Raw genomic sequence first — 20,475 nt, 5'->3', positions numbered from 1 at the left:
GTTCAACTATCTTGTTGATTTTTTTTCTTTTAAAACGATCAATGCATGCTCGGCAGCATGCTGCTCCGCTTCTTTTTTGGATTTTCCTATTCCAGAGCCCAGCTCTTCCCCATTCAAGGAGACGGTCGAAACAAACTCCCGATTATGAGCAGGTCCTTTTTCCTGTAAAATCTTATATTGCAGGACACCAATGGCATCACGCTGGATCAGCTCCTGAAGCTGGCTCTTATAATCCATCACATGAGAAAAAGCACCCTCGTCTATCTTCGGAAACACGACATTAGTCAAAAACTGCACCACTGGCTCTAATCCTTGATCAAGGTACAAAGCACCAATATAGGCTTCGAATACATCCGCAAGCATGGCAGGGCGTTCTCTTCCGCCTGTCATTTCTTCCCCTTTTCCGAGCAATACATATTCCCCGTAAGAAAGACTATTGGCAAAAGCAACAAGTGAAGGCTCACATACAATGGCTGCCCTCAGTTTGGTAAGTTCACCTTCGCTCATCATCGGATATTTTTGATATAAGTATTTAGAGATGGTCAGTTCAAGTACAGCGTCCCCCAAGAATTCAAGCCTTTCATTATCTTCATAAGGCTTACGGCGATGCTCATTCACATAAGATGAATGTGTAAAAGCTTGTTTCAATAAATTTTCATCTTTAAAATGAAAACCCAGATTTTCTTGCAACTGTTTAAATTTATTATCCTTGATTGATGGTTTACGATTATTTCCGTTCCTACGCATCACACAAAACCCTCCACAACGGTTCAAAAAGCATATTTTTCCAATATATAAAAAGAAACCTGGCAGGAATTCCTGTCAAGCTTTCCTATGTACCATCATACATTATTATCCGCTTAAAGAAAACTAATGGCAAAAGACCGCTGCCATGCAGGCGGTGCTTACCCGCGTACATGCTCATTCCCTTATCTGACGTGGCATCAAACTTCTTTAGCAATAAGAGAAAGCCCCGTTAAAAAACGGAGCTTTTAGTCAAATGACAATTCATTACATAGTGCTTTGTATGTAATTCACAGCATCACCTACTGTGGCGATTTTTTCAGCGTCATCGTCCGAAATTTCCATATCAAACTCGTCTTCGAATTCCATGACTAGTTCAACTACATCCAGGGAATCGGCACCAAGATCTTCTTTGAAAGAAGCTTCAAGTTTTACCTCTGATTCTTCTACGTTCAAACGATCTACAACGATTTTAGTTACTCTTTCTAATACATCTGCCAATGTGTTCACCTCCCCTCAAGACATTATAAATTAATTTCGAAAAAAATCAAAGAAAACTTACATGACCATTCCGCCATCCACATGAAGTGTTTGCCCAGTCATATATTTGCTGGCATCGGAAGCGAGGAAAGACGCCACTGCAGCAATATCTTTAGGGTCACCGAACCGTGCAAGCGGAATTTGGTCCAGCATGGCTTTTTGGACGTCTTCAGGCAATTCCCCAGTCATATCCGTAGAGATGAAACCTGGGGCAATCGCATTGACCGTAATGCCTCTTGAAGCAAGTTCCTTTGCCGTGGTTTTAGTCAAACCGATCACGCCAGCTTTAGCCGCTACATAATTAGCCTGCCCTGCATTTCCGCTGACGCCGACGATCGATGCCATATTGATGATCCTGCCGCTGCGCTGCTTCATCATTTGCCTTGTAACCGCCTTTGTGCATAGAAACACGCCTTTAAGATTCGTATTGATAACAGAATCCCATTCATCTTCTTTCATACGCATCAATAGGTTATCACGTGTGATACCTGCATTATTAACCAGGATATCCACTCTGTCAAACTGTTCGATGACCTCTTTGATCATGCTTGTCACCGATTCACTATTTGCAACATCGCATTGGACGGCGAATGCTTCACGGCCCAATGCCTTGATTTCTTCAACCACTTCATTCGCTTTAGCTTCACTGCCGGAATAGTTGATGGCAACGTCTGCTCCCTGACGGGCAAGTTCCAATGCAACTTCCCTGCCAATACCTCGTGAAGCTCCCGTTACAAGTGCTTTTTTACCTTCGAGGATCATGCTTGTACCCCCTTCAATGTTTCAATTGTTTTAGTTAAAGTATCTATATCGGAAACCGAATGAATTTGAACGGAACGATCGATTTTCTTTATCAAACCGCCCAATACTTTCCCAGGGCCCACCTCGATGAACGTATCCACGCCCAATTCAAGCAGATTTTTCACGCTGTCTTCCCAAAGGACCGGTGAATACAGCTGTTCGATTAATTTTTCTTTAATTTCAGCAGGTGCTGTAATGGGCTTAGCAGTTACGTTTGAAATGACAGGAATTTCTGCCTGTTTGAAGCTTACTTCATCGAGGACACCCTGTAACTTTTCTGCTGCCGGTTTCATTAATTCCGAATGGAACGGTCCACTCACTTCAAGAGGAAGAGCCCGTTTAGCCCCATTTTCCTTGGCTTTTACACTTGCAAGTTTAACCCCTTCAGAGGTTCCTGAAATGACGATTTGCCCTGGACAATTAATATTGGCCAATTGAACGGATTCACCAGTGGCCGTAATTTCAGAAGTGACTTCAGATAGAGCTTCACGGTCCATTCCCAATATCGCAGCCATAGAGCCTTGGCCATTCGGTACCGCAGCTTCCATGAATTCACCACGTTTACGCACTGTATATACGGCATCTTCAAAAGAAATTGCGCCAGATGCCACTAATGCGGTATATTCGCCTAAGCTGTGCCCGGCTGTATAATCGGGTTTGATCCCCGCTTCTTCCAGTTCCTTGACAAAAGCATAACTCGTGGTCAATAAAGCAGGCTGTGCATTATAAGTTACCGTTAATTCTTGTTGTGTGCCATTAAAGATCAATTCGGAAAGTGGAAAATCAAGTTTTTCATCTGCTGATCGAAAAATTTGCTGAGCACGCTCGTTTTCCTGAAATAAGCCATGCCCCATTCCTATTGATTGTGATCCTTGTCCTGGAAAGACAAATGCAATTTTACCCATATGTTACTCCCCTGCCTCTTTGATTTATTATTGTTTTTCTATCGTCTCCGCAATTGTCGATATGACGTCATTTCCAACCATATCGCGAGTCTGGCGGATTGCATTATAGACTGCATTCGCATCTGAAGAACCATGAGCTTTAATGACAGGGGCCTTCAAACCGAAGAGGCCGGCACCACCATACTCCGAGTAATCCATTTTATTTTTTATGCCTTTTAGTTCAGGCTTTACCATTGCTGCAGCCAGCTTACTCTTTAGGTTGCTCATCAAGGCCGTTTTCACCATTTTAAATACACTCATAGCAGTGCCTTCAAGCGTCTTTAACACCATATTTCCCGTGAAGCCGTCCGTCACGACAACATCTGCCGGCCCGCTTAGGAGGTCCCTTGCCTCTACATTGCCTATAAAGGATATCTCCGATGATTGCTGCAGTAATGTAAAGGCATGCTTAGTCAGTTCATTCCCTTTTTTTTCTTCTGTTCCGATATTAAGTAATCCGACACGGGGCTTTTCGATTCCCCGCACTTTTTGAGCATAAACAGACCCCATTATGGCGAATTGAAGGAGATGCTCCGGTTTCGCATCGGAGTTTGCGCCTACATCCAGTAGTACAAAACCTTTGCCATCGATTGTCGGAAGGGTTGGAGCCAACGCCGGACGTTCAATGCCTTCTATCCTTCCGACCACAAACAAGCCTGCAGCCATTAGCGCCCCCGTATTGCCTGAAGAAATGCATGCATCCGCTTCTCCGTCAGCCACTTGCTGTGCAGCCAATACCATCGAGGCGCTTTTCTTGCGGCGAACCGCACGAACAGGTTCATCGGTGCTTAATATTTTTTCATCAGTATGTATAACCTTTATACGGCCATGTTTCGCTAAGTATTGGTTGATCTCCGATTCATTGCCTATCAAGGTGATTTCCACATCGGAAAAAGTCTCGACAGCTTTCATCGCTCCCAAAACCTGTGCCTTTGGAGCATTATCGCCACCCATTGCATCTATCGTTATCTTCATTTTCTTTCATCCTTTACTAGCAAGTTAAGAGCGATACATTTCGAACTCGCCTTTAAAAACCAGTTCATTACCCACGTAGCTTCTAACCTCCACCACGGAACGATCGTTGGTGTGGTCCACGTTTTTAACCCTAGCTTTAGCTACCACTCTTTCATTTTCCTTTACCGAACGAGTAAATAAAATGGATGCTTTCGCAGTTAATGCCAATTCATCATTTATGACTGCTACAGCCAATGAATTTGCTTGGGCAAAAAGGTGATGTCCCCTTGCAATTCCATTCCTCTTAAAGACATGCTCCTTATTTATATCCAAAATCGAAATTGCATTGTCATCTAAATTAAGATCAATTACTTCCCCGATGATTTCATCCAAAGGCAATGCCCTGATTTCGTCACTGAATTTTTTCTCGGCCACGCTTTTAATACGTTCACGCAGTTCCGGTATCGATAATTCAAGACGGTCAAGCCTAATGGTCTGGACGCTCACCGAATATTTTTCAGCCAGCTCCTCATCCGTTACAAAAGGATTCTGTTTAATCGTTTCGATTAATAATTGCTGGCGTTCCTTCTTATTTCTTCGCATTTGAAGGTCACCATCCGTAGTATTATGACTAGGTACTAATAGTAGTATATATATTTTAAAAACAGATTGCAAGATATTGAGTAAAATCTCACAATCTGCTATTGGGTTTTTTATTCAGTTCAGTCCAGCTTTTCTCCCGTGAATACTCCCGTTCCCGCTAAATAGTTCCGCAGCGGTGCATACTCAGGGGAATGCCAAAAGCTTTGGGAGGCAATCAATTTTGCAGCATCTTCCCTTGCAACTTCCAGGGTCCTGTAATCATGGACCATGTCGGCTACCTTGAACTCGGGAAGGCCGCTTTGTTTTTTACCGAAGAAGTCCCCGGGGCCGCGTAGTTCCAAATCTTTTTCGGAAAGGGCGAATCCATCGTTTGTCTCGGTCATGATTTTCATCCGTTCTTTGCCGACTTCCGTTTTCGGATCAGCCAGCAGGATGCAAAAGGACTGATCGCTTCCCCGTCCAACCCTTCCGCGCAGCTGATGCAACTGTGAAAGCCCAAAGCGCTCCGCATCATAAATGACCATTACCGTTGCATTTGGAACATTCACCCCAACCTCGACAACCGTCGTGGAAACAAGGATTTGTGCTTCATTGGCACTAAACTGCTGCATCACTTCGTCTTTTTCATCCGCGGGCAGCCGGCCATGCATAAGTCCCACTTTGTACCTGTTCGCAAAGTATTGAGTCAGCATTGCATGAACATCGAGAACATTCTGTAAAGAATCGAGTTTCTCCGACTCCTCAATCAATGGACAGATAACGTAAGCCTGTCTCCCTTTCTTTAGTTCCTTTTCGACAAATGTTAAGATCCGATCAAGCATTTGGAGTTTCGCCCAATAGGTTTCTATCGCTTTACGCCCGGCAGGCATTTCATCGATCGTCGAGACGTCCATTTCCCCAAACACTGTAATTGCAAGCGTTCGCGGAATCGGTGTAGCCGTCATGAAAAGTACATCTGGATTTGTACCCTTTTCACGAAGGATCCGGCGCTGCTCCACTCCGAAACGATGTTGTTCGTCCGTTATGACAAGTCCCAGGTTCCGAAAATTCACTTCATCCTGTATCAATGCATGTGTTCCTATCAAAAGATCTAGCTCGCCGGATTCCAGCATTTGCAATAGTTCCTTGCGCTTTTTGCCTTTTACCGAACTTGTCAACAATGCGACCTTCACTCCACTCGGTTCCAACATCGCCTTCAGCGATTGAGTATGCTGCTCAGCCAAGATTTCCGTCGGGACCATTAGAGCACCTTGGAAACCTGCTGTAATCGTCGCCTTCAGGCATATGGCGGCAACCACCGTTTTTCCAGACCCGACATCACCTTGAAGCAGGCGATTCATCCTGTAGGGAGATTTCATGTCATTCATTATTTCCTCGACGACCCTATTCTGGGCGTTCGTCAAAGGAAAAGGGAGAGTTCCTACAAAGGCTTCCAGCTGCTCCATGTCAAACTCCTGGCCAATTCCTTTTGACTGCTCCCGCTGCACTTTACGAAGTGCCTGCATTTTAAGTTGAAACAATAAAAATTCTTCATACACAAAACGGCGGCGAGCCTTTTTCACCTCATTGGCCGATTGAGGGAAATGCATGGTACGAAGAGCGTCGTTACGCGGCATCAGTTTGTATGCCGACAATAATTGCGGGGGCAGATTTTCTTCTATCATGGCCCCATATTCAGAAAATGCATTGGAGATAAAGCGGCGGAGCCCTTTGACAGTAATGCTGCCCTTCACTGAGTACACCGGTTCGAACTCTTTCTCCCGGCTACGATCGCCAACGTGGCATTCCGAGCCTGTAATGGTTTGGCGATGACGATCCCACTTTCCCGTTACCGTTACGGTTTCGCCTATCGCAAGCTTCGGCTTCAGATATGGCTGGTTAAAAAAAATCACATTTATTAAATATCTCCCCGTTAACACTTTAATCGTAAGCCTGGATTTTTTCTTTCCGAAGTATCCTAATGTAGGCACCGTATGAACTTTGCCTTCTATGGTAACCCGCTCATCATGCTCGACCGTTTCTAAATCCCTCAATCGGTAATCTTCATAGCGATATGGGAGATGCTCAAGGAGATCCGCGACGGTATGGATCTCCATTTCCCCCAAAGCTGCCCCCGTTTCGGCCCCAATGCCCTTTACTGCTGTTATGGGTTCCTGTAAAGCGGGGTTCACTTCTTATTCAGCGGCAAGCCAAAGATTTTGGCTTCCAACTCCCGTCCAGTCGGTGTTGCCGCTAAACCTCCTTGTGCAGTTTCCCTAAGAGCCGATGGCATTGTTTGCCCGATTTTGTACATCGCATCAATCACTTCATCACACGGTATGCGGCTTGTGATCCCCGCTAGCGCCATATCAGCGGCAACCATAGCATTGGCTGCCCCCATGGCATTACGCTTTACACAAGGCACCTCCACAAGCCCAGCAACAGGGTCACACACAAGGCCAAGCATGTTCTTTAATGTGATTGCCATCGCTTCTGCACTTTGTGCAGGTGTCCCTCCTGCCATTTCTACGATGGCTGCCGCCGCCATGCCCGAAGCAGAACCGACTTCAGCCTGACAGCCCCCTGCGGCTCCAGAGATCGAAGCATTATTCGCTACAACAAAACCAAACGCCCCTGCTGTAAATAGGAACTCAATTTTCTGTTCCCGATTCGGCTTTAATTTATTTTGCAAAGCAAAAAGTGTTCCAGGTACAACACCGGCAGATCCGGCAGTCGGTGTCGCACAAATCGTTCCCATGGCTGCGTTCACTTCGTTTGTTGCCACCGCTTTGCTTACCGCATCCAGCAGCAGTTCACCGGATAAGGAATTTCCTGATTTAATGTAAGTCTGAAGAAGGACTGCATCCCCTCCCGTCAGGCCGGAAACGGACCGGACACCTTGAAGTCCTTTTTCAACTGCCTGTTCCATTACATCCAGGTTGACCCCCATCTGGCGGATGATTTCTTCACGGCTTTTTCCCGTAACTTCCATTTCCTGTTCTATCATCAGCGTTGAAATTTTCTTTTGCTTTGATTCAGCTAATTCTACTAATTCCGCTACATTTCGAAACATGATTTCTTCTCCTTCCTAAGTGGAGACGATTGCCCTATCAATCCACAATCCTCGCTACTTGAGTGATGTTGGGGAGTGCTGTAATTTCAGCGATGACGTGATCCTCCAGGTTTTGGTCCACTTCAATCGTCATCAAGGCCATCTTCCCTTTTTCTTTTCGGGAGACTTCCATCTGGCCAATATTGATTTGATGCTTGGCTAATATGTTTGAAACATTTGCGATGGCACCAAATCGATCATCATGAACGACGAGTATGGCAGGGTTGTGCCCGGAGAGCCTCAATTTAAACCCGTTCAGTTCGACGATTTCGATTTTTCCCCCGCCTATTGATATTCCGACAAGTTCCAGTTCACCATCATCATCACCAACCGTTATTTTTGCTGTATTGGGATGCTCCGGTACGGCTTCTTCTTCCCGAAAAGTAATTTTCATCTTTTTTTTACGGGCTATTTCCAGCGATTCTTTGATTCTCTCATCAAATGTATCAAAATCAAGTAAGCCTCCTACAATGGCTACATCCGTTCCATGGCCTTTATAGGTTTTGGCAAATGATCCGTAAAAAGAAATATGGACCCATTTTGGTTCCCGGTCGAATAAATTCCTGGCAACCCTGCCGATCCTTGCAGCTCCTGCCGTATGGGAACTAGAGGGGCCGATCATAACAGGACCAATTATATCGAATACACTTCTAAATTTCATGACTTGCTCCTCCTTCTATACACTGGGAGTCAGTTTAATAATAAAGGCTGATATATTGTAATTACAATTACTCTGTCCGTAATCCTTCTTTTCATAAAAAATAAAACTGCATAGCCTAATGACATATGCAGTTTATTGCCTTTTATTTTTTTCAGGATCCTCAAACATTGTGACGAATAAGTCTCCCTCATCTTCATGGTTCTCTACTTATTCAATTGAAAAAATGAAAGAATATAAAGGTTGTTTCCCATTATGCACTTCAACTTCAACGTCTTCGTAATTCTCATTACAAAACGCAACAAGACTTTCGACATTTTCAGCAGTGGCATCTTCTCCATATAAAATGGTAAGGATTTCTGAATCTTCGTCAATCATATCGGAAAGAAGATCTTTTGCCGCTTGGGTCATGTCTTTATCCTTCACTTTGATGGTGCCTTCAGCAATTCCCATGAAGTCCCCGGTCTCGATTGCAAGACCGTCAATGTTGGTATCCCGGACAGCATAAGTAATCTGGCCCGTTTTCACATGCGAAAGGGCTTCGATCATCGCTTTTTTATTCTCTTCAGCATCAATTGAAGGGTTGAAAGCCAGCAATGCAGCCATTCCCTGTGGTACTGTTTTCGTTGGGATGACAGTCACATGATCCCCAAGTACATCTGCAGCCTGATTGGCCGCCATGATGATATTTTTATTGTTAGGCAAGATGATCACATGATCTGCATATGCCTCTTCGACAGCTTTAACGATATCTTCCGTGCTAGGATTCATCGTTTGTCCGCCTTCGATGACGGACTTAGCACCGATGCTTTTGAATAATTCGCTGATGCCAGCACCCATCGCCACTGACACTACAGCGTACTTCTCTTTGGTGGACGGTTTAGTTTGAAGCGGTGTATTCGTCTGACCTACAATCGCAGTATGCTGTTCACGCATATTATCGATTTTCATTTTTATTAAGCTACCATATTGCTGTCCATAATTCAGGCACGTGCCAGGCTGTTCAGAGTGAATATGTACCTTGACGACTTCATCATCTGAGATGACTAATAAAGAATCTCCGTATTCACTTAAATCATTTCTGAATTTTTCTTCATCAAATGATTCATTGGCAAGTTTTTCACTTTCCAATCGGACCATGAATTCCGTGCAGTAGCCATACACGATATCTTCCGTGTTCATATGCCCTTGTACATTCATGTGATGTTCGGCATTGATCATGTCATCCATGCTTGGGCCATTTGCAGGTCGGGATGGAAGGGCCTCACCTTTCAGCTCAGCAAGGAAACCTTCATAAACGAACACCAACCCTTGCCCGCCGCTATCAACGACTCCCACTTCTTTTAAGACTGGAAGAAGATCCGGTGTGCGTTTTAAAGAAGCATTGGCCTCCGTAACGATTTCTTCCATCACCTGAATAAGGTCTATATGATTTGCTGCTGATGAAACCGCTTGCTTGGCTGCATCTTTTGCAACCGTTAAAATGGTTCCTTCAACAGGTTTCATGACGGCTTTATAAGCTGTCTGAACCCCCGCTTCAAAAGCTTGGGCAAATTCTTCACTATTGATTTCCGATTTATGTTCAATCGCTTTAGCAAAACCGCGGAACAGTTGCGAAAGGATAACTCCCGAATTGCCGCGTGCGCCCATTAGCAGTCCTCTTGAAAGTGACGCACCCACTTTCCCGATGTGTTCCTGGACGTTATTTTGCACTTCCTTCGCACCCGAAGTCATCGATAAATTCATATTCGTTCCTGTATCCCCATCTGGAACAGGGAAAACATTCAACGCATCAACCATTTGGGCATTAGCCGCTAAATGGTTGGCACCTTGAATGATCATTTCTGCAAAGCGCTTTCCGTTCAAACTTGTAATTGACACAAAACTTTCCTCCTATACTTAAGGGTTCGTCACACGAACTCCCTGTACAAAAATGTTGACGGAATCAACAGCTAATCCTACAGTTTTGTCCAGGGTGTACTTTACCTTTGATTGCACATTATGTGCAACTTCCGAGATTTTCGTTCCATAACTTACGATAATATACATATCGATATGAACTTCTTCCTCTTCTTGACGGACAATTACACCCTTAGTAAAGTTTTCTTTTCTTAAAATTTCGGCAATGCCGTCTTTAAATTGTTTTTTGGAAGACATTCCTATAATTCCGTAGCAATCCACGGCTGCGCCGCCTGCTACAGTAGCGATAACCTCATTAGAGATATCAATTTGTCCATACTTCGTTTGTAATTCGATAGACATTTTCTTTTCCCTCCCAAAAATCAAATCAACTAAAGACATTTTACTATAATGTCTATGGTTTTAAAAGTAAATGTCTTACGGTACTATATATAATTCAATTTTGAAGTATGTATGTCAAGGTTTTTTTCTTGAAAGTAATTAACTGAAGTATTGCATTCTAACGGTAGGTATGATAAATTATTAAAGTATTTTACAAAGACTTAAGACGACTGCGAAAAACTTAAGCTTGTTGTAGTTAGGAGGGAATTTGACATGGCACGTAAATGTGTAATCACTGGAAGAAGAACTCGTTCTGGTAACAGCCGCTCTCACGCAATGAACGCTAGCAAGCGTACATGGGGCGCTAACCTTCAAAAAGTACGTATTTTAGTTGACGGTAAACCTAAACGTGTATACGTTTCTGCAAGAGCTCTTAAATCGGGCAAAGTAGAACGCGTATAATGTTACGGCATCCTCTTAGGATGCCTTTTTACTTGTAATGGCCGGTATTTAATGGGGATGGTTTCAATTCGTTGATCAGGTCTTTCCTGCATCAAGGAGGGAGCCTTCACCCATTAATGGATGGCCGCCCCTTTTTACCGAAAAAATAACACCTCCCTTAATTTGAGAGGTGTCATGGAGATAAGTATCAGCCTTTTTTAAACGCTCCGAGCATAGCCCTTACCAAACTGCCCAGAACTTTTGGCAATTTAATCGTATAAAATTTCATCATGCCCCTCCTCTTTGCATCCCACAATTAAAGATGAAGTGGAATTTTTCTATTACAACATAAGCTTTTAAGCGGATATAGGATGATCGTAATTATATCCGAATCTGCTCTAAGCATGAATTTTAATCACTGCTTCTTATCACCATTAATATGCCTTTCTCAAATGAAACATTCCCAGATTCGGAAATTAGTTCATTGCTGATGCAAAGCGTCGAACCTATTTCCAAGCTTGCATCATCCAGCGGGTATTTGAACCCCGAAAGTGTAATGCCGGTGACTTCAGCCGTTACGGGGAGCAATGACAAGTATTTCTTATCTTTCAAAGCAGTGACCTCATATGAACCTGCTGTCTTTACTGTGAATATATTTTGCCGATCGACTATGTATATATCCATATCGTCATGATGAGGGAGGACACTTTCTTTTTGGAGCAGCTGGATATTCCCAAGAAAATGGTCCATTCTTCCCCCTGTTGCGCCCAGAATGTGAATTTCACTTGGCTTTTGCCCTATTGCCCATTTAAAAGCGATTTCTAAATCCGTTTCATCCTTTTCCGAAGAATATAGATTGATTTGTTCCAGCCTTTGCTCAATTTTCCTGTATTCACCTTCCGAAACTGAATCAAAATCCCCAAAACCGTATCTAGGTTCGATACCTTTTTCAAGCAAAGACCATACTCCCCTGTCAACCCCGACCCAAAGGTCAGTCTTCTCCTTATACGATGTCAGATCCGGCCAAAAACATTCCGGACCTCCAGCCATAATACTAATAATCATCGAAATCATCCTTTTCTTTACATATTCATATTAAAGATTCCTATGTTTGATTGATAAAAAAAGCCGATCACCATCATACGAATATGATAGTGTCGGCTTATATCACTTTCCCCGAATCTTTTGAATCGCTGCGTTTCGATCTTCTTGATTATATATTGCCGAGCCTGCCACAAGGATTGTCGCCCCTTGTTCAATACATAGTTTAGCCGTTTCTTCATTTACTCCACCATCAATCTCTATTTCCAGATTTTGATTATACATTTCCGCCATCGCCTTCACTTCGGCAATTTTGGGAAGAACGGATTTAATGAACTTTTGTCCGCCAAAACCAGGATTGACCGTCATCAACAATACCATGTCAATATCTTCGATTATTGGTTGGATCAAGGAAGCTGGAGTGGCTGGATTAAGCACCACGCCTGCCTTTACACCAAAAGATTTAATCAATTGGATCGTCCGATGCAAATGTGTGCATGCCTCTACATGTACAGTTATATAATCGGCTCCTGCTTTCGCGAAGGCCTCGATATAACGATCTGGTTGTTCGATCATTAAATGAACATCAAGCGGAAGCTTTGTTATGGGACGGATGGCATCGACAATCAGCGAGCCTATCGTTATATTCGGCACGAAATGCCCATCCATGACATCTACATGGATTAAATCCGCTCCGCCCCTTTCCACATCAAGAATTTCTTCTCCCAATTTTGCAAAGTCAGCTGATAAAATGGATGGTGCGATTTTAACCATTTTAATACCTCGGCTTTCTATCTCTGATTTCTTCTAAGAATTGCATATAATGTTCATATCGATAACGTGGAATTTCCCCGGCATCAACCGCTTCCTTCACTGCACACTTTGGTTCTTTATCGTGCAGGCAGGCCCTGAATTTACAGTCTTCCCCATGCTTATGCATTTCCGGGAAGCAATAGGATAACCGTTCAGCTTCCATTTCCATGAATTCAAGTGAACTGAACCCTGGAGTATCCGCGACAAGTCCAGAGCCGATATGAATCAATTCAACGTGGCGGGTGGTATGCTTCCCACGTCCCAAGTGTGAAGAAATATCATCCGTCTTTAAAGCCAATTCAGGATTGATTGCATTCAGCAAAGACGATTTCCCAACACCTGACTGCCCGGCAAATACACTGGTTTTTCCTTCTAAATACGGCACTAGTTCTTCAATTCCTCCAGCGGTAACAGAAGATGTTTCCAGTACAGTATAGCCAAGTTTCTGATAGTCCTTGATATACTGAGACAATTTCTTTTGGTTTTCAGCTGTAACCAAGTCCAGTTTCGTCACGACGATAATCGGTTCGATTTCGTTATCTTCAATCAGTACGAGGAATCGATCAAGCAATGCCGGACTGAAATCAGGTTCTACTGCCGAAAAGACAAGGATTGCCTGGTCTACATTCGAGATTTGTGGACGTATCAATTCATTCTTTCGCGGTTTTATTTCGGTCACGGTCCCGTCCGTTTTATTTTCCGCTTCAAACACAACATAATCACCCACGAGCGGGGTTACCTTATTCTTCCTGAACAGGCCCCTTCCACGGCATTGATAGACCTCTTCACCATCAAGGACATAATAAAATCCACTTAATGCTTTGATAATTTTTCCTTCGGGCATAACCACACTCCTAATTATTAAATTTATTCTGGATATGAGACGGATTCGTCAATGATGACCTGATTGTCCCGCATGACTTTATATCCTGCTTTCTTATCCGGGGAAACCATTAATTCGATCGTTCTCTTCGCATCTTCCCTTATATAGAATGTTTCTTGAGGCTCCGTCATGCTATTGTCGATATCCTCGATGAAAATTTGTATTTTTTGCGTTTTGCCTGGCTCAACCGGATCATACTCGATTTTGATTTCCTCCGTTACACTCTTGGGAGGAATCTCTTCTTTCCCTTTTGAAATGACCACTTTCACAGTACTGCCCTTTTCCACCTTCGTAGCAGGTTCCGGTGACTGGGAAATGACAAGCCCCTCCGCTACGGAATCATCATAGATTTCTTCTTCGACATCGATCTTTATTCCACTTTCACTGGAATAATCATCAAGGCCAGCTTTATTGAACCCCGTTAAGTTCTTCAAGCTCAGGAGATCTGCCCCTTTACTGACCGTTAACTCGAGCTCCGTTTCGGATGGTACGACCTCAGTGGCACCCGAGGGCGATTGTTCAATGATCGTGCCGGCTGCACTGTCATCATATTTTTCAGTAACGCTTATGTTTTTGAATCCCATTTTATCAAGCAGGGATTTAACATCAGAGTATTCTCGACCTTCATAGCTGGACAATGAAATCGTCTCTTTACCAATGCTTTGATAAATATCGATCACTGCACCTTCCTTGACCGTCTTACCTTCCTTAGGGTTGGTTTTGATCACAAGACCAGCTTCAACCTCTTCATCTTCAATCCCGATCGTTTCTCCAACTTTCAGATCCAATTCAAGCAATTCAGTAATGGCATCATCCAATTCTTCCCCTTTAAGGTCCGGGATCGTCACTTCCTTCGAGACAAGGAGGGGAGGTAAAACAGTGACAGATAAAACAGCAAGCAGGGCGAGAACTAAAAAGGTGGTCACCAGGATTGCAGGCATGTTCTTTCGTTTTTTACCTTTATGTTCCGACTTGTTTTTTTGTTTTTTCTGTTTCTTTTGTTTCTTCTGTTTCTTCTGTTTCTTTTTCGATTTACTCTCTGCTACAGAATCACTTTCCTCATCATCCGCATAAACTAAAGTATTTTTTTCAGGACCCCTTATGATTGTCTCATCGACGCTGGAAAGCTGATCATCCGTTATGACGGGGATGGCTTTTGTTGCATCATGATCTTCGGGAATGGCAAAAGGCAGTTCATTTAAACGCTCAGGATTAAGCGACGTCCGTATGTCATCTTCCATCGAGTCTACGCTCTCATAGCGGTAATATGAATCTTTGGCTGTCGCTTTCAAGATAATATTCTCCACACTCTGTGGTATTTCAGAGTTCCAGCGTTTTGGCGACGGAGTTTCCGATTGTAAATGTTTAAGAGCTATCGACACGGCTGATTCACCCGAAAATGGCAATCTTCCCGTCAACAATTCAAACATGACGATGCCAAGTGAATAAATGTCCGACTTCTTATTGGCCATACCGCCTCTGGCCTGTTCCGGAGATAAATAATGAACCGAGCCCAAGACTGCGTTGGTCTGCGTGATGTTTGTTGCACTTAGTGCCAATGCAATGCCGAAGTCCGTAATCTTGACGGTTCCTTCTTTATCAATCAAAATGTTCTGTGGCTTGATATCACGATGAATGATCCCATTATGATGGGCATGGGAAATCGCTGCCGTGATTTGCCTCATGATATCCAAGGCTTCATCAACTGGAATTGGATAATATTTTTGTATGTATTGCTTAAGTGTAAACCCGTCAACGTATTCCATTACAATATAATAGATGGAATCTTCTTCACCAACATCATAAATGCTTACGATATTGGGATGGGCCAAACTGGTTGCCGATTGGGCTTCCCGATTGAAGCGCTTGATGAACTCCTCGTCATTATTAAAGTCCATGCGAAGGATTTTCAATGCGACATCCCTATCTAAGATCATATCCCTTGCAAGGTAAACATTCGCCATACCGCCGCCGCCGACCATCTCGATCAGTTTATAACGGCCGTTGATTCTTCTACCAATCAACATTCAATTCACCTGCTTTCACTTTCTTCAGTAAATTGAACAAGTACAAGTGTGATATTATCTTCCCCACCGTAGTGATTGGCCTTATCTATTAATGAATTCGCCTTTTCTTCAAGTGACTGTCCATTGGTTACCGTTTCTTCCAGTTCCTGTTCACTCACTTTATTCGTCAATCCATCCGAACAAAGCAATAGTAAATCATTTTCTTCGAAGATTACCGTCATAATGTCCATTTCCACTTGCATTTCTGTCCCCAAGGCTCGTAATAAAACATTTTTCCGTGGATGGTTTTCGGCATCTTCCTTCGATATCTGCCCGGAACGGACCAATTCGTTAACGAGTGAATGATCTTCCGTGACCTGCTTAAAACCGCTCTCATTATACAAATAACACCGGCTGTCCCCGATGTTGGCAATCGTAGCAAACTTGTCGGTGCAAATGGCTGCAACAATGGTGGTCCCCATGCCTTTACATTCCGTATTCGCTTCTGCATGTTCAAAAAGCAACTGATTGACCGAGAAGATTTGCTGCTTCAGCCAATCCTCGGCATCATTTGCCGTTTCGATTCCGGTTGATACTTCCCAGCCCTTTTTCAGAAGGTTTATCGTCATTGCACTGGCTACATCCCCGGCACGGTGGCCGCCCATGCCATCTGCAACGATGGCAAGGCGAACGCCTTCCGAGTTCTTAAAGATTCCGCCATTATCTTCATTATGCTGGCGGACTTTTCCACGGTCTGTCTTAAATATTGCCCTCATAGGGTCACCTCGTCTCTTCTTTGCGCTCCTTGGCCCGAAGCTGGCCGCAGGCTGCGTCAATATCACTGCCTTGTTCCCTTCGGATCGTTACATTAATGCCGCGCTTCTTCAATGTTTTTTCAAACTCAAAAATTTGGTCCCGAGGTGTTCGTACATAGTTGCGTTCAGGTACATAGTTAACCGGTATTAAGTTAACATGGCATTTTATCCCTTTTATTAAAGTTGCTAATTCTTCAGCGTGCTCCACTGTATCATTCTCGCCACCGAATAGACCATATTCAAAACTTACACGGCGACCTGTTTTTTCTGTATAGTACTTGATTGCTTCGATCAAGTCTGGAAGTTTGTAGGCCTTATTGATCGGCATCAATTTACTTCTCAATTCCGTATTCGGTGCATGAAGGGAAACAGCAAAGTTTATTTGCATGCTTTCTTCGGCAAACTTATAGATCTTAGGAATGATTCCACTTGTGGAAACGGTAATATGACGTGCCCCGATGTTCAAGCCCTTTTCATGGTTTATATTCTTCAAGAATGACATCATATTATCGTAGTTATCAAACGGTTCACCTATACCCATGATTACGACAGAACTAACACGTTCTTCCGATTCGTCAAGTGCTTGCTGAACCTTTACGACCTGGGCAACTATTTCCCCTGATTCAAGATTCCGCTTTAAACCGCCTAATGTCGACGCACAGAATGTACAGCCAATTCTACATCCTACCTGCGTTGTCACGCAAATGGAGTTTCCGTATTCATGGCGCATAAGCACCGTTTCTATCGAATAACCATCTTGGAGTTCAAATAAAAACTTCATCGTTCCGTCATTGGACGTTTGCTGAATCAAAGTTTTCAAAGTTGTGAAGGTGAATTGCGATTCCAGCTTATCCCGTAATGATTTCGAAAGGTTGGACATGTCTTCAAAACTGGAGACACGTTTTTTATAAAGCCAGTCATATACTTGATCGGCCCGGAATGCCTTTTCTCCATTTTGAACAAGCCATTCTTTAATTTGGTGTAGCTCCAATGAGTAAATCGACGGTTTTTCTGGTGTCGTATCTTTTCTTACTCTAGATGATTTAGTGATTTCTGCCATTACAGCACCTTCTTTCTAAAACTCGCAATAAAGAATCCGTCACTGCTAAAATATTGCGGAAAAACTTGCAGCGTATGACCCTCGATGAATGGCTGAACGCTTTCAGGCATTCTTGCGGACAAGGTTGCATCGCTTTCAAAATCCGGGTGGCTTTCCAAAAATGCTGCAGCGACTTTGTCATTTTCTTCTTTATCCACCGTACAGGTACTATATACTAACCGTCCGCCTTGCTTAACAAGCGGGGCAGCCGATTCCAATAATTGTTTTTGTATACTTGAGAGTTTCATTATATCATCTTTTGTTTTAGTGTACTTTACATCAGGCTTCCGGCGCATGACTCCCAACCCGGAACATGGTGCATCGATCAGGACCCTGTCAAAACCTTCCTTATTGAAGTGTTCTTGCACTTTTCTGCTATCAAGGGCCATTGTCTTAATATTGTTTCTGAGCTTTAGGCGCTCCGCCTGCTCTTTAATGAGCTTGACCTTATGCTCATGAAGGTCGAGGGCATATACTTGTCCAGTGGTCAAGCCTTCTGCGATATGTGTCGTTTTCCCTCCAGGTGCGGCACAGCAATCGAGTACAGCATCATTTTCATTCGCACCCAATGCATGGGCAACAAGCATTGAACTCTCGTCCTGAATCGATAAATAACCCAACTTATAGCTTTCTGAATGAGCAAGATTCCCTTTATAGCTGACAATTGCTTCGGGAACGACTTCACTTGCTTCAACATCATATCCTTCTTCCGTTAATATGCTGATCAGTTCACGGCGTGAAATCTTCTTTAAATTAACCCGCCCCGTCTGTAATGGCGCAGTTAAGTTGATTTCACACATTTCCTTGGTTTTTTCATAGCCAAATTGCTCTACCCAGCGCTTTACAAGCCAAATTGGATGACTTACTTCTATGGAAAGCCGTTCCAGATCATCTTTAATTTCATCTAAAGAAGGAACACCATTCCTTTGGATGTTGCGAAGCACGCCATTGACCATCGAAGATGTACCCTTGTGTCCGCGTTTTTTGGAAATTTCTACAGCCTCGAAAATGATTGCATGATCAGGCACTTTATCTAAATAGACCATTTGGTAAACGGAAAGCCTAAGTAAATTGATGACCCAGCTTTGCGTTTTTTTAGGTTGTTTAATATATGGGTTCAAATAATAATCCAAAGTCATCTTACGCTGTATGGTACCGTAGCTTATTTCTGTAAGCAAACCGCTGTCCACGACGGATAACTGGTGCTTTTTAATCAAGTTGTTCAATAATAGGTTACTGTAGGATTGGTTTTTCTCCACAGATTCCAAAATATCGAGAGCGATTTCACGTACTCCCTTTTTAGTTTGCTTCATTCTGTTCTCCTAACTTCATGCCTGCTTTAATGAACGATCCGGCTCCGCGCAAGTAATCTTTCGCCGGCATTTTTTTCTTTCCTGAAGGCTGCAGTTCTGTAACCAGTATTGCCGTCTCATTGCCTGTCGAAACGATGAAACCATCATTTTGTACATCAATGACCGTGCCCGGCACAGCCTGATTGCCATCTTCAAGTTTCTTTACCTGCCAAATCTTCAAAATGGACCCGTCTAAGGTTGTATAAGCAACAGGCCAAGGATTCAGGCCGCGTACATGGTTATAGATGTCTTCCCCTGATTTCGACCAGTCGATTCTTTCCTCTGACCGCTTGATGTTAGGTGCAAAAGACGCTTTAGCCTCATCCTGCTTGATCGGCTGTAACTCCTCATTAATAAGTTTCGGAAGTGTCTCTGCAAGTAAATCCGACCCTATCTTGCTTAATTTATCATGCAGCGTTCCGACATTATCTTGTTCCTCTATAGCAACTTCCGCCTGAGTCAATATATCACCGGCATCCAATTTTTCCGCCATATACATGATGGTTATCCCAGTCTTTTCTTTCCCCTGTAAAATGGAATAATGAATGGGCGCCCCTCCACGCAGTTCTGGAAGCAGGGAGGCATGTACATTAATACATCCGTACTTAGGGGCATCCAGCAATTCATTCGGAAGGATTTGTCCGAAAGCCGCCGTCACCACCAAGTCAGCATTCAATGCGATGATCTTTTCAAGTTCTTCTTTTTTACGGATTTTTTCGGGCTGATAAACGGGAATCCCATGCTTTTCGGCTTCGACCTTAACTGGAGGCGGCGTTAGCACCTTTTTGCGGCCTACTGGACGATCGGGCTGTGTGACAACAGCGATCACATCATACCCTTCATCAATGATTCTTCTCAATACCGGCACTGAAAAGTCCGGTGTACCCATAAATATTATTTTCGTCATTCTTCTCCATACCTTTCTAACTCTTCTTCCGAAATATACCGGGAAACCTTACTTGTAAATAAAACTCCTTGCAGATGATCGATTTCGTGCTGAAGGGCCCTTGCAAGGAAATCTTCCGCTTCTATCTCGAAAAAAGATCCTTTTCGGTCTTGTGCCCGGACTTTGACACGGTATGGACGCGTTACTTCGCCATATAAACTCGGGAAGCTCAAGCATCCTTCAACACCTGTCTGTTCGCCTTCCATTTCCAGCACTTCCGGATTAATCAGTTCGATTGCACCTGATCCTTCCTCTATTTCAACGACGGCCACTTGCTTTTTCACACCAACCTGAGGTGCTGCAAGTCCAACGCCATCCGCCTCCACCATCGTTTCATACATGTTATTTAACAGCTTTGCCAACTTTTTATCAAAACTTGTTACTTTATCGCATTTTTGTTGTAAAATTTTTTCAGGAAACAAGACAATCGGTAAAATAGCCAAAATTAAAGGTAACCTCCTAGATATGAAAAACAGCACTTCATTATATAAAAACGCAAGCTG

Annotated in this window: 22 protein-coding genes; 1 reads left to right on the top strand and 21 read right to left on the bottom strand. The window is 43.4% G+C overall.

Going from position 1 to position 20,475, the window contains the following annotated elements:
• Positions 1-6: 6 nt before the first annotated feature.
• The 11 genes from rnc to ABOA58_RS08680 form a co-directional block, all read right to left on the bottom strand.
• A complete protein-coding gene (gene rnc / locus ABOA58_RS08730) occupies positions 7-747 on the bottom strand; it encodes a ribonuclease III (RefSeq protein WP_101224626.1) in 741 nt (246 codons plus the stop codon).
• A gap of 264 nt (positions 748-1,011) precedes the next feature.
• Positions 1,012-1,245 (bottom strand): acyl carrier protein, encoded by a 234-nt coding sequence (locus ABOA58_RS08725; RefSeq protein ID WP_034313729.1) that lies wholly within the window; start codon positions 1,243-1,245, stop codon positions 1,012-1,014.
• 57 nt (positions 1,246-1,302) lie between these two features.
• Complete coding sequence (gene fabG / locus ABOA58_RS08720) at positions 1,303-2,046, bottom strand: 3-oxoacyl-[acyl-carrier-protein] reductase (protein ID WP_350301984.1); 744 nt, start codon at positions 2,044-2,046, stop codon at positions 1,303-1,305.
• Positions 2,043-2,990, bottom strand: a complete 948-nt coding sequence (fabD, locus tag ABOA58_RS08715) for an ACP S-malonyltransferase (protein ID WP_350301983.1) — start codon at positions 2,988-2,990, stop codon at positions 2,043-2,045. The genes fabG and fabD overlap by 4 nt, the downstream gene beginning before the upstream one ends.
• A 27-nt stretch (positions 2,991-3,017) precedes the next feature.
• The gene (plsX, locus tag ABOA58_RS08710; protein ID WP_350301982.1) at positions 3,018-4,004 is read right to left on the bottom strand and encodes a phosphate acyltransferase PlsX; all 987 of its coding nucleotides are present in this window, start codon (positions 4,002-4,004) and stop codon (positions 3,018-3,020) included.
• Positions 4,005-4,028: 24 nt separating this feature from the next.
• Positions 4,029-4,586 carry a transcription factor FapR gene (fapR, locus tag ABOA58_RS08705; protein WP_034313744.1) on the bottom strand — a complete coding sequence of 186 codons (558 nt, stop codon included), beginning with the start codon at positions 4,584-4,586 and terminating at the stop codon, positions 4,029-4,031.
• Between the two features lie 119 nt (positions 4,587-4,705).
• The gene (gene recG / locus ABOA58_RS08700) at positions 4,706-6,757 is read right to left on the bottom strand and encodes an ATP-dependent DNA helicase RecG (protein ID WP_350301981.1); all 2,052 of its coding nucleotides are present in this window, start codon (positions 6,755-6,757) and stop codon (positions 4,706-4,708) included.
• Positions 6,754-7,638, bottom strand: a complete 885-nt coding sequence (gene sdaAA, locus ABOA58_RS08695; RefSeq protein WP_101224621.1) for an L-serine ammonia-lyase, iron-sulfur-dependent, subunit alpha — start codon at positions 7,636-7,638, stop codon at positions 6,754-6,756. The genes recG and sdaAA overlap by 4 nt, the downstream gene beginning before the upstream one ends.
• A 37-nt stretch (positions 7,639-7,675) precedes the next feature.
• Positions 7,676-8,338: an L-serine ammonia-lyase, iron-sulfur-dependent subunit beta gene (gene sdaAB / locus ABOA58_RS08690; protein WP_350301980.1), complete on the bottom strand. Its 663-nt coding sequence runs from the start codon at positions 8,336-8,338 to the stop codon at positions 7,676-7,678.
• Between the two features lie 207 nt (positions 8,339-8,545).
• Positions 8,546-10,216, bottom strand: coding sequence for a DAK2 domain-containing protein (locus tag ABOA58_RS08685; RefSeq protein ID WP_350301979.1), 1,671 nt, complete (start codon positions 10,214-10,216; stop codon positions 8,546-8,548).
• An 18-nt stretch (positions 10,217-10,234) separates the two neighbouring features.
• On the bottom strand, positions 10,235-10,597 hold the full coding sequence (locus tag ABOA58_RS08680) for an Asp23/Gls24 family envelope stress response protein (protein WP_034313762.1): 363 nt from the start codon (positions 10,595-10,597) through the stop codon (positions 10,235-10,237).
• A 252-nt stretch (positions 10,598-10,849) separates the two neighbouring features.
• On the opposite strand from ABOA58_RS08680, the gene rpmB reads away from it, so the two are divergent.
• Positions 10,850-11,038 (top strand): 50S ribosomal protein L28, encoded by a 189-nt coding sequence (gene rpmB, locus ABOA58_RS08675; RefSeq protein ID WP_034313767.1) that lies wholly within the window; start codon positions 10,850-10,852, stop codon positions 11,036-11,038.
• 187 nt (positions 11,039-11,225) lie between these two features.
• Here the strand turns inward: rpmB and spoVM are convergent, their stop codons facing one another.
• From spoVM to def, 10 genes are all read right to left on the bottom strand, one after another.
• A complete protein-coding gene (spoVM, locus tag ABOA58_RS08670) occupies positions 11,226-11,306 on the bottom strand; it encodes a stage V sporulation protein SpoVM (protein ID WP_034313769.1) in 81 nt (26 codons plus the stop codon).
• 122 nt (positions 11,307-11,428) lie between these two features.
• On the bottom strand, positions 11,429-12,082 hold the full coding sequence (locus ABOA58_RS08665) for a thiamine diphosphokinase (RefSeq protein ID WP_350301978.1): 654 nt from the start codon (positions 12,080-12,082) through the stop codon (positions 11,429-11,431).
• Positions 12,083-12,184: 102 nt separating this feature from the next.
• On the bottom strand, positions 12,185-12,832 hold the full coding sequence (rpe, locus tag ABOA58_RS08660; RefSeq protein ID WP_101224617.1) for a ribulose-phosphate 3-epimerase: 648 nt from the start codon (positions 12,830-12,832) through the stop codon (positions 12,185-12,187).
• A gap of 1 nt (position 12,833) precedes the next feature.
• Positions 12,834-13,715 (bottom strand): ribosome small subunit-dependent GTPase A, encoded by an 882-nt coding sequence (gene rsgA, locus ABOA58_RS08655; protein ID WP_230177534.1) that lies wholly within the window; start codon positions 13,713-13,715, stop codon positions 12,834-12,836.
• A 23-nt stretch (positions 13,716-13,738) separates the two neighbouring features.
• Entirely contained in the window at positions 13,739-15,781 is a 2,043-nt protein-coding gene (gene pknB, locus ABOA58_RS08650; protein ID WP_350301977.1) for a Stk1 family PASTA domain-containing Ser/Thr kinase, read from the bottom strand.
• A 5-nt stretch (positions 15,782-15,786) separates the two neighbouring features.
• On the bottom strand, positions 15,787-16,536 hold the full coding sequence (locus ABOA58_RS08645) for a Stp1/IreP family PP2C-type Ser/Thr phosphatase (RefSeq protein WP_350301976.1): 750 nt from the start codon (positions 16,534-16,536) through the stop codon (positions 15,787-15,789).
• Between the two features lie 4 nt (positions 16,537-16,540).
• Entirely contained in the window at positions 16,541-17,635 is a 1,095-nt protein-coding gene (gene rlmN / locus ABOA58_RS08640) for a 23S rRNA (adenine(2503)-C(2))-methyltransferase RlmN (protein WP_350301975.1), read from the bottom strand.
• Positions 17,635-18,987 carry a 16S rRNA (cytosine(967)-C(5))-methyltransferase RsmB gene (gene rsmB / locus ABOA58_RS08635; protein ID WP_350301974.1) on the bottom strand — a complete coding sequence of 451 codons (1,353 nt, stop codon included), beginning with the start codon at positions 18,985-18,987 and terminating at the stop codon, positions 17,635-17,637. Before rsmB ends, rlmN begins: the two co-directional genes overlap by 1 nt.
• Complete coding sequence (gene fmt, locus ABOA58_RS08630) at positions 18,974-19,933, bottom strand: methionyl-tRNA formyltransferase (protein ID WP_350301973.1); 960 nt, start codon at positions 19,931-19,933, stop codon at positions 18,974-18,976. The genes rsmB and fmt overlap by 14 nt, the downstream gene beginning before the upstream one ends.
• Positions 19,930-20,415 carry a peptide deformylase gene (gene def, locus ABOA58_RS08625; protein ID WP_101224610.1) on the bottom strand — a complete coding sequence of 162 codons (486 nt, stop codon included), beginning with the start codon at positions 20,413-20,415 and terminating at the stop codon, positions 19,930-19,932. Before def ends, fmt begins: the two co-directional genes overlap by 4 nt.
• Between the last annotated feature and the right edge of the window lie 60 nt (positions 20,416-20,475).

This window comes from Peribacillus frigoritolerans (genome assembly GCF_040250305.1).
In the GTDB taxonomy this organism is placed as follows: Bacteria; Bacillota; Bacilli; order Bacillales; family DSM-1321; genus Peribacillus.
Note: the sequence above shows the minus strand (reverse complement) of the source record. Positions and strands in the feature narration are given on the sequence as shown.

Coding starts and splice junctions, on each gene's coding strand:
- sdaAA (WP_101224621.1), bottom strand. CDS start 7,638: ATGTTTCGAAATGTAGCGGAATTAGTAGAATTAGCTGAATCAAAGCAA.
- fabD (WP_350301983.1), bottom strand. CDS start 2,990: ATGGGTAAAATTGCATTTGTCTTTCCAGGACAAGGATCACAATCAATA.
- fapR (WP_034313744.1), bottom strand. CDS start 4,586: ATGCGAAGAAATAAGAAGGAACGCCAGCAATTATTAATCGAAACGATT.
- rsmB (WP_350301974.1), bottom strand. CDS start 18,987: ATGAAGCAAACTAAAAAGGGAGTACGTGAAATCGCTCTCGATATTTTG.
- rsgA (WP_230177534.1), bottom strand. CDS start 13,715: ATGCCCGAAGGAAAAATTATCAAAGCATTAAGTGGATTTTATTATGTC.
- fmt (WP_350301973.1), bottom strand. CDS start 19,933: ATGACGAAAATAATATTTATGGGTACACCGGACTTTTCAGTGCCGGTA.
- fabG (WP_350301984.1), bottom strand. CDS start 2,046: ATGATCCTCGAAGGTAAAAAAGCACTTGTAACGGGAGCTTCACGAGGT.
- rpe (WP_101224617.1), bottom strand. CDS start 12,832: ATGGTTAAAATCGCACCATCCATTTTATCAGCTGACTTTGCAAAATTG.
- sdaAB (WP_350301980.1), bottom strand. CDS start 8,338: ATGAAATTTAGAAGTGTATTCGATATAATTGGTCCTGTTATGATCGGC.
- ABOA58_RS08680 (WP_034313762.1), bottom strand. CDS start 10,597: ATGTCTATCGAATTACAAACGAAGTATGGACAAATTGATATCTCTAAT.
- rlmN (WP_350301975.1), bottom strand. CDS start 17,635: ATGGCAGAAATCACTAAATCATCTAGAGTAAGAAAAGATACGACACCA.
- rnc (WP_101224626.1), bottom strand. CDS start 747: ATGCGTAGGAACGGAAATAATCGTAAACCATCAATCAAGGATAATAAA.
- ABOA58_RS08645 (WP_350301976.1), bottom strand. CDS start 16,536: ATGAGGGCAATATTTAAGACAGACCGTGGAAAAGTCCGCCAGCATAAT.
- plsX (WP_350301982.1), bottom strand. CDS start 4,004: ATGAAGATAACGATAGATGCAATGGGTGGCGATAATGCTCCAAAGGCA.
- pknB (WP_350301977.1), bottom strand. CDS start 15,781: ATGTTGATTGGTAGAAGAATCAACGGCCGTTATAAACTGATCGAGATG.
- rpmB (WP_034313767.1), top strand. CDS start 10,850: ATGGCACGTAAATGTGTAATCACTGGAAGAAGAACTCGTTCTGGTAAC.
- spoVM (WP_034313769.1), bottom strand. CDS start 11,306: ATGAAATTTTATACGATTAAATTGCCAAAAGTTCTGGGCAGTTTGGTA.
- ABOA58_RS08665 (WP_350301978.1), bottom strand. CDS start 12,082: ATGATTATTAGTATTATGGCTGGAGGTCCGGAATGTTTTTGGCCGGAT.